This window comes from Pseudomonas sp. UMAB-40, assembly GCF_900095275.1.
GTDB lineage: Bacteria > Pseudomonadota > Gammaproteobacteria > Pseudomonadales > Pseudomonadaceae > Aquipseudomonas > Aquipseudomonas mandelii_B.
Genome location: NZ_LT607585.1, coordinates 22,112 through 38,319, shown reverse-complemented (window position 1 = coordinate 38,319; position 16,208 = coordinate 22,112). Strand labels below are relative to the sequence as shown.

Annotated in this window: 11 protein-coding genes and 1 pseudogene; 2 read left to right on the top strand and 10 right to left on the bottom strand. The window is 51.9% G+C overall.

Annotated elements, in window-relative coordinates:
* Nucleotides 1–1,166 precede the first annotated feature (1,166 nt).
* From K0F88_RS31035 to K0F88_RS31020, 4 genes are read right to left on the bottom strand one after another with little or no spacing between them, the layout of a single operon-like run.
* Nucleotides 1,167–3,182 carry a hypothetical protein gene (locus K0F88_RS31035; protein WP_219097714.1) on the bottom strand — a complete coding sequence of 672 codons (2,016 nt, stop codon included), beginning with the start codon at nt 3,180–3,182 and terminating at the stop codon, nt 1,167–1,169.
* Nucleotides 3,183–3,186: 4 nt separating this feature from the next.
* Nucleotides 3,187–4,035 (bottom strand): hypothetical protein, encoded by an 849-nt coding sequence (locus K0F88_RS31030; protein WP_219097713.1) that lies wholly within the window; start codon nt 4,033–4,035, stop codon nt 3,187–3,189.
* Entirely contained in the window at nt 4,032–5,045 is a 1,014-nt protein-coding gene (locus K0F88_RS31025; RefSeq protein ID WP_219097712.1) for a hypothetical protein, read from the bottom strand. The genes K0F88_RS31030 and K0F88_RS31025 overlap by 4 nt, the downstream gene beginning before the upstream one ends.
* The gene (locus K0F88_RS31020) at nt 5,042–6,142 is read right to left on the bottom strand and encodes a GTPase-associated system all-helical protein GASH (RefSeq protein ID WP_219097711.1); all 1,101 of its coding nucleotides are present in this window, start codon (nt 6,140–6,142) and stop codon (nt 5,042–5,044) included. Before K0F88_RS31020 ends, K0F88_RS31025 begins: the two co-directional genes overlap by 4 nt.
* Nucleotides 6,143–6,313: 171 nt before the next feature.
* Here K0F88_RS31020 and K0F88_RS31015 point away from each other — a divergent pair.
* A protein-coding gene (locus K0F88_RS31015) for an IS3 family transposase (RefSeq protein WP_219097710.1) occupies nt 6,314–7,476 on the top strand; the annotation gives its coding sequence in 2 pieces (ribosomal slippage) (nt 6,314–6,569 and nt 6,569–7,476; 1,164 coding nt in all).
* Here K0F88_RS31015 and K0F88_RS31010 read toward each other — a convergent pair.
* On the bottom strand, nt 7,386–8,690 hold the full coding sequence (locus tag K0F88_RS31010) for a metallophosphoesterase (RefSeq protein ID WP_219097709.1): 1,305 nt from the start codon (nt 8,688–8,690) through the stop codon (nt 7,386–7,388). The two genes, K0F88_RS31015 and K0F88_RS31010, sit on opposite strands and share 91 nt — an antisense overlap.
* Before the next feature lie 986 nt (nt 8,691–9,676).
* Between K0F88_RS31010 and K0F88_RS31005 the strand changes: the two are divergent.
* Nucleotides 9,677–10,468: pseudogene (locus K0F88_RS31005) on the top strand (transposase); the annotation flags it as partial.
* Nucleotides 10,469–11,257: 789 nt separating this feature from the next.
* Here the strand turns inward: K0F88_RS31005 and K0F88_RS32750 are convergent.
* From K0F88_RS32750 to K0F88_RS30980, 5 genes are all read right to left on the bottom strand, one after another.
* Entirely contained in the window at nt 11,258–11,416 is a 159-nt protein-coding gene (locus K0F88_RS32750) for a hypothetical protein (protein WP_257605418.1), read from the bottom strand.
* A gap of 697 nt (nt 11,417–12,113) precedes the next feature.
* Nucleotides 12,114–13,901 carry a DUF927 domain-containing protein gene (locus tag K0F88_RS30995; RefSeq protein WP_219097708.1) on the bottom strand — a complete coding sequence of 596 codons (1,788 nt, stop codon included), beginning with the start codon at nt 13,899–13,901 and terminating at the stop codon, nt 12,114–12,116.
* Nucleotides 13,898–14,911: a toprim domain-containing protein gene (locus K0F88_RS30990; protein WP_219097707.1), complete on the bottom strand. Its 1,014-nt coding sequence runs from the start codon at nt 14,909–14,911 to the stop codon at nt 13,898–13,900. Before K0F88_RS30990 ends, K0F88_RS30995 begins: the two co-directional genes overlap by 4 nt.
* Nucleotides 14,904–15,116, bottom strand: a complete 213-nt coding sequence (locus K0F88_RS30985; RefSeq protein ID WP_219097706.1) for an AlpA family transcriptional regulator — start codon at nt 15,114–15,116, stop codon at nt 14,904–14,906. Before K0F88_RS30985 ends, K0F88_RS30990 begins: the two co-directional genes overlap by 8 nt.
* A complete protein-coding gene (locus tag K0F88_RS30980) occupies nt 15,113–15,727 on the bottom strand; it encodes a hypothetical protein (RefSeq protein ID WP_219097705.1) in 615 nt (204 codons plus the stop codon). Before K0F88_RS30980 ends, K0F88_RS30985 begins: the two co-directional genes overlap by 4 nt.
* Between the last annotated feature and the right edge of the window lie 481 nt (nt 15,728–16,208).

Here is a 16,208-nt window from a genome sequence, read left to right as displayed (position 1 = left end):
GGTATCGCCCGGTGGGTGCCTGACTGTTATCAAGGTCCGTGCCAGAAATGTTGAGGGCTATATAAACCGGGGGGATGGCCGAGGTTTTCAATCGCTTAAGTGATTTTGAAGGGAAAAGACTCCTCAAAGTGCGCAAGAAGTTGCGCAGTAGTGCGCAACTTCTTGCGCACCTGGCTGGAGGCCTTGGCGGGCTTGTCGCTCAGCGATGCATTAGGTTTTTTTGCGAGATAAGTGCGCAACTTCTTGCGCATAATGGCGATTAGACATCGGTGGGTGATGATGGTGTAGCCAAGCTGTTGCCGCTGGCCGAGCATTGACTTGATAACGGCTGTCCTGCCGGCTGAAAACTGTCCCAGGTATTCAATTTGCGCCCATTAGCTTTCGAGTAGGAGGACACGGCTCACCGGGCTCGAAATCAGCAACCTGCCCTAGATCAAATCACGATCGACAGGGTCGGTCAGTTTTCAATCCGCGCCGAACCCCTCACCACAGACAGCAATCGGCCGAGAGTGTGTAAAAACGTTTTTGAGCGCGACAGGTACTCAAAATCGGACTGGAAATCGCGTTGCTACGTGAAATCCACATATGCTGACGTGCCGATAAATTTCAGATTTAACGTAGATGCGCATACTTCAATTTTGGTGAAGCGTTTTTACACACTCTGGGTCAAAAGCTGCCGGTCGAGAGCAGTACCTAAAGCGTCTTGATGTATGTGCTCGCAGAGACGTCGCTGCGTACCGCAAGACCGGACAGACATGCCTCAGCGGCTCTCACCTCGGCAGAATGGCGATGGCGGCGGAAACGTGCGCTTAAGCGCTTTGAATGTGGAGTTCATGGAGCGCTTACGATGCATCCAAACAACCCTCGAAGAATAAGGGGTGAAGATAACTCTAAGAGATTGGGCCCTTCTGAGTTATCTGCTACCAACTGAGCATCGCCGTCAGACTTCACCAACAGAACACGGTTATGCCGAACCAAGCCCGCGAGGGCAACGCCTAGCAGTCTGACTGCTGCAGGTGCTTAGTTTTAGTCCGCACGCCCCTTTGGAGCACGATATCCTGAGACCCAGGAGAGAACTGCGCAGACGTGTTATCCGTCCAAACGCCTAACCCTATTGAGTCGCTTGCTAGCCACGCTACTGGAGGTGCAGTTATTAAATTATCAATCTACCACCACGTCCATGATTTTTTTTTGTCTATTGCATTTTTGATGTACCGCTCTACCACATTACGCACTTTTCCTTCTAGAGCTCCACTATTTAAAGCTTTTTCCAGAGCATCAAGCCCGTATCGTGCTTCGACCTCTCTCGCAATTTCAGTTAAATAGTCCGGTACTTGACTTACATAAAAAACCTGAGGATCAAAAAACAACGATGGCGAAAAAGCCATCAAAACATTCTTAGTGACTAACGTATCTAAGGCTCTACTGCCCTGGTAATGAGGCAACCTAGCTCTTAAGTAGTTCTCATCCTGACTAGAAATATATTTCTTAATTATGCTTTGCAAGGGATCATAGAATCTCAACAGTAGTAAATCAGAATGTTCACCACCACTCATCCCCACAACAAAACCAACTATTACTATTGCACTGTTCAATGTCGAACTAATTTCAGAAAATACTGAGCTAAACAATAAATATGACCAAGTCGCAGGGTGATCTATATTTCTGCCGGAGTCGATCTGAGCTCTCGCCAATTGGTCAACGACTGTGAGCGTAAGCGCGGAGCCACTTTCAGAAATCCCTGAAAGAAATTCTGGAACACCAACCACCCAGGCAGCCAAATACCTCTTGACCTCTTTACCGCCGCCACTCAACAACGTAAGAACACCCAGCAAGGGCAATTCACGCGAAATAGACTGAATTGCAATAGTAGTCCGAAGACCAATATCTAAACCGAAAACGTAAAATAGCTCTTCGGCGTCCACTTCTACTTTATTTGCCAATTCCTCAAGAAGTTTGGCGCGACCCACATCCGAAACGGGCCAGAAATCCTTAACCAGAACCAACTCAGGTCGCGACTGCATAATGACAAGACGATTACCGTAGTCAGCAATTGCCACTAGACTTTCAAGCTCCGCATTTGCAACGAGCTCAATTAAAACTCGATGACCTACACTGCCTTCTACACAGTTTTTTGTTGAAGAAATGACATTTCTCAAATCCTCTTCAGAAAAATAAATATTTGAAGGAAGAACACTGCCCGCACCGATATCGATGAGTTCGTCACAAAAAATGCACACTATATCAATGAAGTTTTTTGCAGACTGCGCAGCCTTCAATTCAGCCATGAACGCATCACGCATCAACCTCGAAAGATGCGCGTCACGAGCTATTTTGCGTACTTGCTCAAGACGGACTCCCATCGGGGCTTCTATTATTTCAGATTGCAATTGCGCTAGAGTTGGTGCTAATTGCTTAGGGTATTTACTTTCTATAACATAACGACCGAGGAAGGCTCGAAGGCTTGTTGCTCCCGAATATTGCAGGTCCTGTAGCAATACCAAATGACCATCTTTAACAACCATATTTTCCGAGTTGGAAAAATCGGACTCACGTTTCGAAAAGCGTAGACTACACGCAGCGTCAACCCCAATAGGCGTGTCTAATGGGCATGTCACAAAAGCAAACTCTCGACGCAGGCCAGGCCACATCTGTCGCCACAGAGCTAATGCAAGCAACTCATTTTTTTCACCTACAGAATACGGAAGAACTATATTGGACTGAGAGGATTCACCGTAGATTTGGGTAAGTGCACTCATTGCACGAAAATCTTCTTCGATATCAATTTTTTCCGTTGTTTCTGAAAAAAATAGGATTGGCGATATAAAATCATGTTCCGCGCCATCCTCAGGATGTCGAAAAATATCTCTTAGCGCCATGAGATCTGAAATTAACGCTAGAGCTTGATAATCTAAAATTATAGAGTGCGTCCATACACTGCCTGGTCGGTATCCTCTCCCAGCACTCCAAGTTCGGGCTAGCACATGTTTTGCAGCGCTACGCAAAGGGTAGGAAGCCAAATATGACTGCCCTTCTTTCATTTCTAAAGCAGCCATTGAGTCGCTCATAACCAACATAACCGATCTAGACTGGCTATCCAAGTCGATGGAGCTAGCTAATTCTTTATGACCACGTTCATAACCATGCAAAACCTGGTCAATTAATACCTTATTCCGACGCATAGCCTTAAAACTGCCCTGACATCAGCCAACTCAGCGGCGCTGAAAGATCATGCTGTTGAGCGCCATGCCCTACAACCATAATTCGCTCAGAGGGGCGAGCTACTTTTTCGAGTGACGCCTTCATCTGCGGTAATTTACCGCCTTGCGCGCTAATACCATAAATTCGAGTATCCCATAATACTGTATTGGAATTTAAGAACTGGGCCAACATTGGCCGATGCTCTAAAAACCAATCTTCAGGCGTCCGCCCCGTCGTACTCACCACATCCCAAGCAGAAATCATAACAGCGACTTTTCGAGTGCGCGGGTTCAGGGGACGCCTATTTGCCACTTGAAGAAACTCAACTACCTTTACTTCCTCTGGCATATTTTCCGGTTTGAATGCGTCCGCTTTTGGTGAATCATCAGAACTATCGGCAGGCTCTGGCGGACCAAGGATATCCATCAAATCGGAAATTAGAAGCATATCGTCTTCTCTATCAGCGTTGGTAAATAGAAGAATACCATCGGTCTTTACCAACGCATCATAAAGCTCTCTGTTACATTGACCACTGCACGCGGGCTGCTCAAACGCCTCGCCACGTAAATCCGGGATCGAGAGCATTGACTCTACACCGCTTTGCCGGTCTCGAACATTGAACTGCACCCATCCCTCAGTATTAGGTTTAGTTCTGCTAACTCTTTTACAGGCCAGCCAATCATCCTCTAAACGATTCAAGTGAGCTTCGTTATCAGCTAAGCCGGTAAGCTCCAATTCCGTATGCACTTCATTGGCTACAAAAAGATGTCGTAGCGCAGCAATAAATGTGCTTTTTCCAGAGTTTGGCATCCCAACAATCAATTGATGCATCATCGTTTCTTACTCCGATACACATGCATTAACTTGTCCATCTCAGTCAGATGTACAGGCCAAGCAAAATCTTGCTCAACTGCAACTGGATCGGGCTCTTTTAAAATCTCATCGAGCAATTCTTTAAGGCCTTCGGCAATCTGTGTAGCCCCCTCTCTAGGCCGGGCAGCAATGAGTAACGGAGAAATCTGCACTCGCCCCCCAGTTCGTTGGCTTAAATCAGTGGCCAACGCATGAAGTGAACTTCTGGCTGCTTCTAGCTCTTCGTTTGATTTAGCCAGATCTGCTTTTGTTCCAATTAGGCGAACCGTTTTTTCAGCCAAGAGCGATTGTTGATCCATGGTCATCAACAATCTGCGAATGCGCGAAGTAGGTATGTGGGGTGTCTTTAAGAAATGCTCGATGTCCACCAATAAAAGTATTATATCGGCTCTGGAAAGCTCGCTAAATTCAACGATACTGCCCGGATTATCTAGTACATTGTCAAAATGCTCCCCAGACCGATCAGAAAAAATTATGTCTTTGATTCCCTTGGATGTGGCCAATCTTAGGTGTGTAAAGCTGAGCCTGGCTGAAGTTGGTGTGCGCGGAGTATTTGGAATCAGCCCATTGGAGGCTACGCGCGCTAAATGACACCTTTCCTCATATCCTCGAAGCGTTTCGGAGCCGGCAAACTGAGCGTCAGAAATGTGTCCTCGATGCAGCATTTCATACATTGTCGCGATCATTGTTGTTTTGCCGACTTCAGGACCAGCCACTACTCCTACAACGATCCCTCCTCGTGCGCGTAACAACGCATCACAGCTTAAGGCATCAAGACTACTGAACCCGCGAGTACTAACCAAATCGCTTGAACGAGGGGAGTCCTCAACAGGAACGGAGACTTCCTCGGCGTCTAAAATAAGTATGACGTCAGGGCATTCTTCAAAGTTTAGGCCATTGATACAAACCCCGGACATCGGCCCATTGCATCCTGCAAGACTGCAGCCGTAAGCATTGACATCCATGATCATTTGCTCAGACTTGTGAACACCAGTCGCTCGCGATACACCTGCAGCGCTAGGTCCAGTGGATTCAGTGTTGTAGATGGATCAATGTTTGTAAGGCGTTTAAATCGTGGATGCCAATCTTCGGCATCGGCGCTATCAGCTGCCAACCCTTGTGCAGCGCTAAATGGTAGCAAGTCGGCTATTTTTCCAACGGCTATGGCACCATACGTTTCGTTCCGCCAAGCCCGATTCAGATTAGTAGCAGCCTCGATAATACTGACATCCTCAAGTCCACCCTGGCGCCCGCTCTCAACGACCAAGCTTAGTAGAGCCGGAGCTGCAAATAGGCCGAGCTTCGTGGGATTTTTGTCAAAAAGCTCCCTTCCTGCCCGTAATGCTGCCTCAACAGTAGCGATCTGACGAAACGGCTTTGCCGCATCCGTACTCCAACCTCCAGTTACCCACCAGTGCGTACGTAGCTCTCTTTCTAAAGCAGTTACATAAGCGAGAGTCTCATTGTCGGCCTTAGCAGAAGCTGAAGCGGCAGACTCAACATACTTAATAAGCTCTTGAACGGAGCCCATTACGCTAGCTTTCGCTACATGAAGATGCTGCTGATTGGTTGCGGCGTCTAAAGCAACGACTATTTCAGCCAACGCTTTTGGCTGCTTGGGAGCAGTCCTGACACTGGGAACTACGTTGCTTTGTCCCTGTGCCTCAGCCAACGTACGCTCGGCAAGTACAAGCAATTGCTCGTCCAAAACAGGTTTCCGAAGCCCCCCCATTGAGGCAGTCATAAGGCAAAGCGCCAGCATGCCGCTAACGTTGGTTTCATTTTCCAACTCATAGCTAGCTATCGAGGTCGCCAGTAAAATCGCTTCTTTATCCGCTGGCTGAACATCAAACGTAGGGTCCTTTTGGCTAAATGCTTCGAAGAATGCTGGCGGCGCCCCGTCGCGCACCAAACCGAATATATATCGAAGTAGCTCTGGTATACCGTCAACATTAAGAGCTGCGGCGGCAGCTTCCACTCCGACTCCGCGAGCCTCAATCAGCGCAGCATCTGTCGCCAATCCAAACTTTCCGTAAAGGATCCCCATCCGCTTTATCGCTTGCATCATTCCTGCTCCAATTTTCGCATAAGGTCTTCAAGCGCATCCATTTGTCCCGAATCGCGCGCACGAATTAATGAGAGCTTAAACCGCTCAACATCTGTTAAGCGGCTATCTGTAGTGGTCTAATGAAACCGGACACCCATTTAGGCGAGAATGCTCGCCAGACTGAGGTGTCAGATGACCAAGCAACGCCGTACCTTTTCACCAGATTTCAAACGCGAGGCTGCTGACCTCGTGCTCAAGCAGAATTACAGCTTCACTGAAGCCAGTCGCTCAATGAGTGTGGGTGAGTCGGCTCTGCGCCGCTGGGTTGACCAGCTTCAGAAAGAGCGCACCGGCGTCACACCCCAGAGCAAGGCCCTGACTCCAGAGCAGCAAAAAATCCAGGAGCTGGAAGCTCGGATTGCTCGCCTCGAACGCGAGAAATCAATATTAAAAAAGGCTACCGCGCTCTTGATGTCGGAAGATCTCGAGCGTACGCGCTGATCAATCAGCTAAGCGTCCATGAGCCTGTTGACTGCTTGTGCGAGGCATTTGAAGTTGCCCGTTCGGGCTACTACGCACATCGTCTCAGGCGGCGAACACCAGACGTTGAGCGCCTCAGGTTGCGTAGCCGAGTGAACGAGTTGTTCACCCAAGGACGAAGTGCGCCGGGCAGTCGAAGCATCATGTTAATGATGCAAGAAGAGGGTGAACACATTGGACGCTTCAAGGTACGCAGGCTGATGCGTGAGCTGGAACTGGTCAGCAAACAGCCGGGATCACATGCCTATAAAAAGGCGACAGTCGAGCGGCCTGATATCCCGAATATCTTGAACCGGGAGTTTGATGTCGAAGCGCCCAACCAGGTTTGGTGCGGCGATATCACCTACATCTGGGCACAGGGAAAATGGCACTACCTTGCGGTTGTTATGGATCTTTACGCCCGCCGAGTGGTGGGCTGGGCGTTATCCGCAAAGCCGGATGCAGACCTAGTGGTCAAGGCACTGGACGTGGCTTACGAGCAACGTGGCAAGCCTCAAGGGCTACTGTTCCACTCGGATCAGGGGTCGCAATATGGCAGCCGCAACTTTCGCCAACGGCTGTGGCGTTACAGGATGCGCCAGAGCATGAGTCGCCGAGGCAACTGCTGGGATAATGCGCCGATGGAACGGGTATTTCGCAGCTTGAAAACAGAGTGGATACCGACCACTGGGTACATGACCGGCCAGCAAGCTCAGCGAGATATCAGCCAATACCTGATGCATCACTACAACTGGATCCGGCCCCACCAATTTAACGATGGGTTGGCTCCGGCAAAAACCGAAGAAAACCTTAAAACCGTGTCCGGGATCAGTTGACCACTACAATCATTTTCCTCCGCTAGCTTGAGATGCCCGACAATCTCATTTTTTTGCGAGAGTGTAAGCTTGAAGAACCGGTAAACAGATAGGCGGAAACGATGCTGCGGTTCCACAATTGTCGCCCTCATCGCGCTACTAACTGTTGACATCGGCGGCCCGGGGGGATCGGCGGCGACCGGACGCGCCTGATTGAACATCGCAGCTGGTAGGTTAGGTAAATTTATGTCGGCACGATGAATGGGATCGTATCCAACATCCTCGATAGATCGGAACTGAGCGGGGTCTCCCTGCCAGTCCCGGGCATGTACCTCTACCTTGAGTTTTCGGGGCAGTCCGGGGTCAACGTACACCTCAATGATATTGTAGCCAGGTCTCCAATTTGGCTCAGCTCGATGGGGATTGACTGATCCAGCAAAAAGCTTAATCCAGTCCCGCCCTGGCACGATGCGTTGATCATGCTCATGGCCAAAAAGTTGAATCCGAGCACTATTATTGAAGGCCCTCTCCGCTTCCTTCTGATCGGCTAGCCACATTGGAGGGTGATGCGCCATCACCAAGTATTCAATACCCGTTTGACGAGGGAGAGTCCAAGCTCGCGACCCTAAGAACAAGCTACCTTCAACATCAGACAATCCTGAAAGCAGCGCCGTATTGAGGCCCCGGATTCGAAGAGTCGTGCCGTCATTTAGAGCAAAATCGTGCTCCCAGACGAAAGTATTCGCATCGGCAAAAAATGATGACTGGTAACGCGCCGCAAATTCGTTATAGGTGGATATAGGTAGGTAAAAGAGGCTACAAGCATCAGGTTGGATCAATCGCCTGGTAAGTGCCTGATCGCGATCAAAGTGATTCTTGCCTCTTCGAACAGCATCATGACCATCCTGAATCAGCGGGTTTTCAACAATTACGCCTTGATCCACGTCATGATTGCCCGGGCACATAAGGACGTCTTCCGATCCGCACCCTGCTGCCTCGCAGACCTCCTCAAGCCAACGAGCCGCTTCCTCAAACTCAGTGCGCTTTCCTGCGTAAGCGATGTCACCTGTCACGAGAATGGCATCCGCACGCCCTAATTCCCCGCACATCTTTGCGATGTCGCGAGTGACTGAATTTCTTAACTCGCGGTCAGGATCGAAGCCGATTTGAGCGGCTCTGTGATTGAAGTGAATATCTGAAAGGTGTACAAATCGCAGCCTATTTGCTCCACTCATAAACGTCTCAATCTCAATGTAACAAGAATTATTCGCACCTACAACCTCAGTCAACCGTCAGATTTTTTGACACTAAAAAATAAAGGAGAGTACGCCCTAGGTGGTCCCTCTCGCCAAGCGCAGTCGCGAATCAAGAATAAAGCTCATGTCGTATGGCGGTGTTAATAATCACCCGCTGAATTTTTTACAACTTCTCTTTATAAATCAAAAGCTTGAAAAGCGTGTAACACTACATCCAGGTCGCCGGACCACAACGTTTAAAGCGGTAGAGGTATTTTTAGCATGCCCTTCTCCTGGACCGTAGGCGATCGCTAATTAATATCACGCCGCGCTGGGCTTTACGATCTCCTAAGCTCTCCCGGCCACGCCGCCTCCAAGGGGTGAGCGGTAGGGGGCTAAATTTTCTTTTTCGGCGGAAATCCAAGCTTGGTCAGCCTGCGATCATGATCAGAAAGGCCATCTACAGAAGCTATACCTGTAGTGAAGTGAATCACCGCTGGCTTTCTAGACGTATCGGAGTCTGCCTTTGGCCGTTCTCTGCCCCTCGCGAAGGGCGGGGCTTGGCCGCTCTCTGGCGGTCATGACGGGCGGGAGTCGGCCAGACGTGGTCAGTCAGCGAACAGGCTTATGATTCGGTATAGCTCTCATAGAGACTTTCGAGCGCCTTCTGATACTGATTACCAGTAAATTTTGACCTGATTTTACCAATCGCGTCGGCCGCCTCAATGACCACTTGCGCGCCGTCCTGATTATTCCTAGCCGCCCATTGTCTTGCTGCCTTTATGACAGAGACTTCAGTTCCTCTCATGATTGCACCAAGCATAATTTTTCAATCTGACGTTGTGACCTTCTGAACAGTTCAACAGAGTGACTGAATCTCCCCTAGTTTTGTAGTTGCTGACTGACTGCGATTGGCCGAGAGTGTGTAAAAACGCCTTTGCAAACCCTTGCTATGATTTCTGAGGAATTTATCGCAGGGATCGCCCATGAAGCGCTTCATCCAAGGTGAACATCGGGGCCAAAGCACCTTACTGCCCGAAAGCCTCGACGATTACGTCGCCGATACCAATCCGGTGCGCGTAGTCGACGTCTTTGTCGACGAACTCGACCTGGTCAAACTGGGTTTTGAAGGCGCCATACCGGCAGATACTGGCCCGCCGGCTTACCATCCCGCTGTCCTCCTGAAGATCTACATCTACGGCTATCTGAACCGCATTCAGTCGAGCTGGCGCCTGGAACGAGAAGCCCAACGCAACGTCGAGCTGATGTGGCTGATCGGGCGTTTGATGCCCGATTTCAAGGCCATCGCCAACTTCTGAAAAGACAACAGCAAGGCCATCCGAGGCGTCTGCCGCCAGTTCGTGGTGCTGCTGTGCCAGCAGCTGGGATTATTCGGAGAAAATCTGGTTGCCATCGACGGCAGTAAATTCAAGGCCGTCAACAACCGCGACCGCAATTTCACCAGCGCCAAGCTGAAGCGGCGAATGGAAGAAATTGAATCGAGTATCAATCGGTATCTGACTGCGCTCGACGAAGCCGATCAGCAAGAACCCTCCATCGCTCAGCCCAAAGCTACTCGTCTGCAAGAGAAAATCGACAAGCTCAAAGCTCAGATGAAAGAGTTACAGGTCATTGAAATTCAGCTCAACGAATCGCCGGATAAACAGGTCTCACTGACCGATCCAGACGCCCGCTCTATGATGACTCGCGGCACTGGAATCGTCGGTTACAACGTGCAGACAGCGCTGGCGCGCTCCAAGTCGTCGACGGTCAGCCATGGCGCTGCTCATGCCATCGTCCAGCCAACGAGCGTCGATGCCCAACGAAGACGAGGCTCACGGGTGTTTTTACACATCTGGGCCGGTTCCTGCCGATCATTATCACGAAGCGCGCCGGTCAAATTCGTGCAATCGTTTTCGAGTCCAATGCGAATTGCGGGTCAACGCGGGTGGTCAAATAGAGTGCAATTTCGCACCTGCCGCAAAAAATCCAGCCATGAAAAAAATCAGCATGGAAAAGCACTTATCCCCCTCCCGCCGACGGGCTTTGCGTCCGTTTTTTATGTAAACCCCGATGTGCTGCAAACGATCCTGCAGCCTAGGCGGGGCCGGGGCATCCCCGGGGCGTCGGCAATTTCACAAAATGAAAGAGTTGGAAGAGAAATGAAGCGCGGTTGCACAGCTGCGCTGCGGGTAGTTCTGAACGGGCTGAAGCTGGAGGCCCCCGGTTTCATTAGGTGAAAAACTGGAAAACTTGGTTTTTGGCGAGTTTTCAATTTCCGAAGGGCTGCGTCTTTTCGGGTTGGTCCTCACTTCAAGATGCCTTTCTTCGAGCTGTATCCCTTGTAAATTGGGGCCTTTAGGCAAATGCACCGTTTTCACAAACCGTCACGACGTTTCTCCGAGGGGGCGACCAGGTTGAAGTAGGTTCGCGACAGCCATCACCAATTCATTTAGAGACGAGGGCTTGCTCCAGTATGTCGTTGAGGAGGGCACAATTTAGGGGGCCAGCGCGTAGCCGGAAGTGAGAACCGTAGCAACAGAGGGCCATCTCGCCTTCACCATTTCTTAGAGTTCCGCACCTTGAAGTTGACCTGGCAAACCATGATCCGCGATCACCAAAGGACAACCATCCGGCATGCTTAATAGGTAAGTCAATGCATCATCGGCGGTTTCGAAGCCCACTGGGTGCAGGCCGATCCCGACCAAAATATCGACCATCAACATGTGCAGTGTTGGATCGTCCTCAACAACGATTCCCCCCTTTGCTGGCGAGAGTTTTTCTCATTCTACGTTCACGATTTCATTCCTTAGCCGAGGTTCGAAACGCTTGGTGCAGGAGCTTTTTTCGAGGAACTATGTTTCCAGGCAGCCGTGAAAATAACGCCGTTTGGGTGAGAGGGGAGTTCTCAAACGTACGAAGCATTTTCAAAAGAACGATATGAACGATACGGCGTCACTCATGGGGCTCGAGATCCCGAATTCAAAAGTCCTAGTGTTTTTTCAGGCCGAAGAGGGCAAAAGCTGCTCGCCAAGATTGGGGGATTTACGAGTATCGTCGTGGCAGATGATCCGCCGTTTGGATTTTCGAACTGGCTCCTTGGATCAATGCGTTCTATTTCCGTCAACAGAAACATCACTGGCCACCTTGCTACCACGTCTGAACCCAAAAACGTGGGGAACACGGGATTTTGGGATCAGCCCGTTGTAGCACGGGGCTTACAGCGCATATTGATGTTCCCGGCTTTTTTTTTGCGGGAACAAGGGGAGGGGTAAAGCCCTTATTAAACAGACTTGTGTTCCCATGTTCCCACTCTTGGATCTTACTAGGGAACGCTGAAAGCCCCGTAGGTGCTGGCTCGTTCCCTTGTTCCCGCTGTTCCCACCAAAAACTCATACTGGGTGTATGCCTAGCCGGGGTTCGCTATCGATTTTCCCCTTCATTTTCCAGTAGCTCGGGATCGATTACGTAAAAACGGGAACTCCCACCGCCTGGCGTGCGGTACTTTTTGGTCCGTCTGTTGCCCTTGGTTTCTTCGTCTACTTTGACTATCGCTCTAGCCCCCAACAGGGTTCGTAGGATTCTTTCTTTGCCGAAGCCGGAAGCCGCTTCAAGAAGCGCGGGTGTGTTGAACAGGTACAGGCGTTTGTCATCTTCCACCTCGTAGAACCCCGCTCGTTCACGGACAGTGAGGTTGGCGTGTTCGGCGCGTACATCCGAAAAGCGGCTATCACCGTGCAGAGCGATAAAGTCAGCGATGCCACGCAGGACCTGGCGGTCTTCCGCGTTACCGTCACCTGTCGTCGAAAGCCATTCATTGAACAAGAGGCAACAAGCTTTTGTGGCAGAGCCTTCGGGCCATTTTATCAGCTTGCGGCGGATTGCCAGCTCACCAGCCAGTGCCATAATTGCGAAACGATCAGCGACCCGCCCGGCCTGTGAACTTTCAGTGCCAAAGGCTTCTCGGACATTTGCGAACTCGCTATGGAGGTCCTCGGGTTGCTGAATAATCGACTCTACAAATGCGGGGCCAAGGTGGCCATAGTGCTGAGAAACTGCATCGTTAAGCGTTCGGTGAAATTCTTGTCCTGTCAGTCCGTGCACATCATCGAAGGCGCGGTGTGTGCGAGTGCCTGCATTTACGTCCACCATGCGTAATTCTGCCCCGGCGTGAGCACTGCCGCCCCCAATGGCCGCATGGTCTGATAAGGATCGTTCACCGCTAGAGAGGGCGAGTACACGCCAGGTCAATTTGGCGCGCCCCTCACGCTCACGGGTCATCGTGCCTTTGCCCATGCCGTTGGCGATGGCATACGCCATTTCCTGAACACGCTTAGGGTCGGCCCGTTTGATTTCATCCAGGATCAATATGGTGTCGTTGCGAGAAGCGGCCTCAATTTCGACACCACCTTTCGATACGTCCCAGGACGCCGCGAAGTTGCCAGGGTTACCCCAGATCGACGCCGCTAAGAGCTGCGCGAGCGACTTGCCGCTTGATGAGTCCCCTACCAGGTGAACACCGCCGCCATTCACTCCCAGCTTGGCGAGCAGAGGCCCAGCCAAGGCGCAGCAGACCGACAGGATCAACACCGGGTTTCCCAGACAGCGTTGAGCAATTTCGGTTTGCCAGCCGCTGATCGATCCCTTGGTGGTGAAGATGTTTGCTGCCCTGCCGGAATCCTGAAAGCGCACGTTGTCCCCGCCAATCACGCAAGAGGGCAGTACAAAGACCCCTGACTCGTGCCAGCCGGGTTTGGTGGTTGTAGCGATCACCAACTCGGGAGCGTGATGGCTCGCCAAGTACGGAGCGATATGACGCCGCTGGTGGTACTCAATGGCTAAGCCTTGGCGCATCAGCGCCTTCATGACTTCATCAGCTTTGCCAGCGAGTGCTTCCATAGGCATCACCCACTCGATCCGCTTTCCCCTATAACTGAAAGACAGCAGCCGTCCAACGCTGCCGTCGTCTGAGTTAATCGTTTCAGCTTCAACATTTAAGGGTGCACAGATCCAGTGATCCACTGGTATAGCCTTTTCTTCTGCACCGCTTTGCTTTACGCCGTGATACCAGGTGCCTGCCTTGTACGCTCTGCCCTCAATCGTGCGGGTGTGTTCATAGACGGCGAAGCGTGGCCGCTCCAGCTTTTCAGGTGCTGGAGCGGCGGGATCGCCAACCAGGCTCAACGCGGAAGTTTTTTCGTGAGTGCTCATGCCTTGCGGCTCTCTTTGGATTGACCTGTAAGCCAGAGGTACAGGTCGTTGAAATCGGATAGATCAGACGGGGCGTCAGTGGGCCATTCCGGGAAAACCACGCGAGCATCGGTTGCACGGGCTGCCTGGTTGGCTGCGCGATTTCCAGGATTACCATTAGTTTTTCGGTCGTCGTCACCGGCAATGACCAGATCCAGCGTTGCGCCGTAGCGCTGACGCATTGCCACGGCTACGGGCTTCAGGTTTCCCGCGTTCATTGCACAGACCACCGGACTCCCGGTGTTTAGATGCAACGTTGCGCCGGTGGCCCAACCTTCGCAGACATACAGGCGACAGCCTTCAGAGACTTTGCCGAGGGGCGAGTAGCAGCCATGAACACGGCCACCCGACAAAAAACGTTTGCCGCCATCCGGCGTGATGGTCTGCAGGTTGACCAGTCGCCCGTCGTCGCAGAGCGGAACCAACAGGCGCCCCCGGCTCAACTGGCGCAACAGATACGGCTGTACACCTTTGGTACGCAGGTAGGTGTGTTGCGGATCGGCGGGTTTCGCCATTTTCCAGAGCTGCGAGGCTTGGTGGGCGGCCGCAAGGTTTTTCTCCTCCTGAGCCTGCTGCGCGCGGAGAGCGGATGCGGTACGTTCCTGCTCGGCCTGTCGGCGGCATTCCTGTAGCTGCTGAGCATCGGAAGCTGTGAGATCGAAAAGTCCCAGGCGCAGACGTTCGTCAATCTCCTTGGCCGCGTCCAGTTGTCGGCAACCGTTGAGGTAGGCCAGCAGTGACACCAGGTCGCCGCCGTGCGCGCTATTGTCGGCAAAATCATTCCACCGGCCAGAATCGAGCGACACACCGAAGGAACCGGCTTTCTGATCGTCGCGGGCAATGTTGGGTGCCACCCATTCGCGGCCTTTGCGTGTTCCTCCTGGTAGCCATTCGGGCAACAGCGATTCGGCAGCACTTAGGGCGTATAGGGCGGCTTGTCGTATCTGGTCGAGGGGGCTGGGCTTATTCATGAGTACCTTCCTCCTGATTCGATTCCTGCCGTGTCAGGTAGGTCTCTACCGCATTAACGTCCCAGCGCACTGTGCGGCCAAAACGAATAGGCAAAGGGAAGCCTGATGTTGTCGACCAGCGCCACCACGTGGTGCGACTAATTTGGTAACGGGCGCATAATTGCTGGGCTGTTACCCAGGCGGCCGTTGGGGTAGTCGTGGTCATTGCGCATCTCCCAAAGCACGGGCGGCCGGTACAAAAGCGTGGTTGTCATCAAGCGAATAGGCGGTGTTTGGCGCACGGCCGTTCTCACCGATATAGCCAATAGCGGTTCGATACCGTTCGACTTGGTTATCTCTGTATCTGAGCCGGATTTCGCCTTTTTCGCCGGCTGCAACGACGCCCTTAATTCCGGCGCTGGCTATTCCACTTGCCCCGGCTGAGGCCTGGCCATAGTCACCTGCGATGGCTGTCCCCAGGACTCCGGCGACGGCGTTGCTACAGTCCCGCACAGTCGCCACTCCACAATCTCCAGCGATGGCTGTAGCGACCTCTCCGGCATAGGCTGTGCCGAAGTCTCCAGCGTGAGCCTTACCGCGATCCCCTACGACGGCGAAACCACTTTCCCCGGCAACGGCCTTTCCGCTGTCTCCGGTAATCGCGGTGCCGTAGTCCCCAGTCTGGACACTCTGCTGGTCACCAACCAGGTAATAGGTGCGGACGGGAGCTACGTACCCGTCACGAGTTACTTGTTTGACCTGGTGCTGGATATCAGAGGCTTTTTTCGGGCAAGCCGATCCCGTCAACGCATTCCTGCGCATTTGAAAACTGATCATTGTGTTAAACCCGTCGAGTAAGTTGGGTTACGTGACCGTTATTAGCGGCCAAGAAAGGCGATAGAACTCTGAGATTGTTTATGCTCAATCGTGGCTAGCGAATGGGTAGCCAATTACTCGATGCAGCGTTGTTTCAGGCGAGTTGGAAGCAATGGTTTCACAGCTTCGGACAATCGCCATATGTGCGTTGTAGCGTTTGAGTCGAACGGATAGGGATGAGTTTGCGCGGAGGGTGCTCAGGGCCATACGACGGTGAGCAAGTGCGCGGATTGCGGGCGGAATAAGGGTGATCATGGGTGGTGCTCCTAACGTTGAGGGGCCGCCACTGCTTGCTGCAAAACAAGTTGGGGTGGCGGCTGTACGCAGGTTTGCAGACCGGGACGTTAGGCACCCGGCGCGCTCGAAAGCGCCCCACGCACAGCCACCATAAATCGAAACTTCAGGCACAAAAAAAGCGCCAGCTTTCGGAATGGTGGCGCTT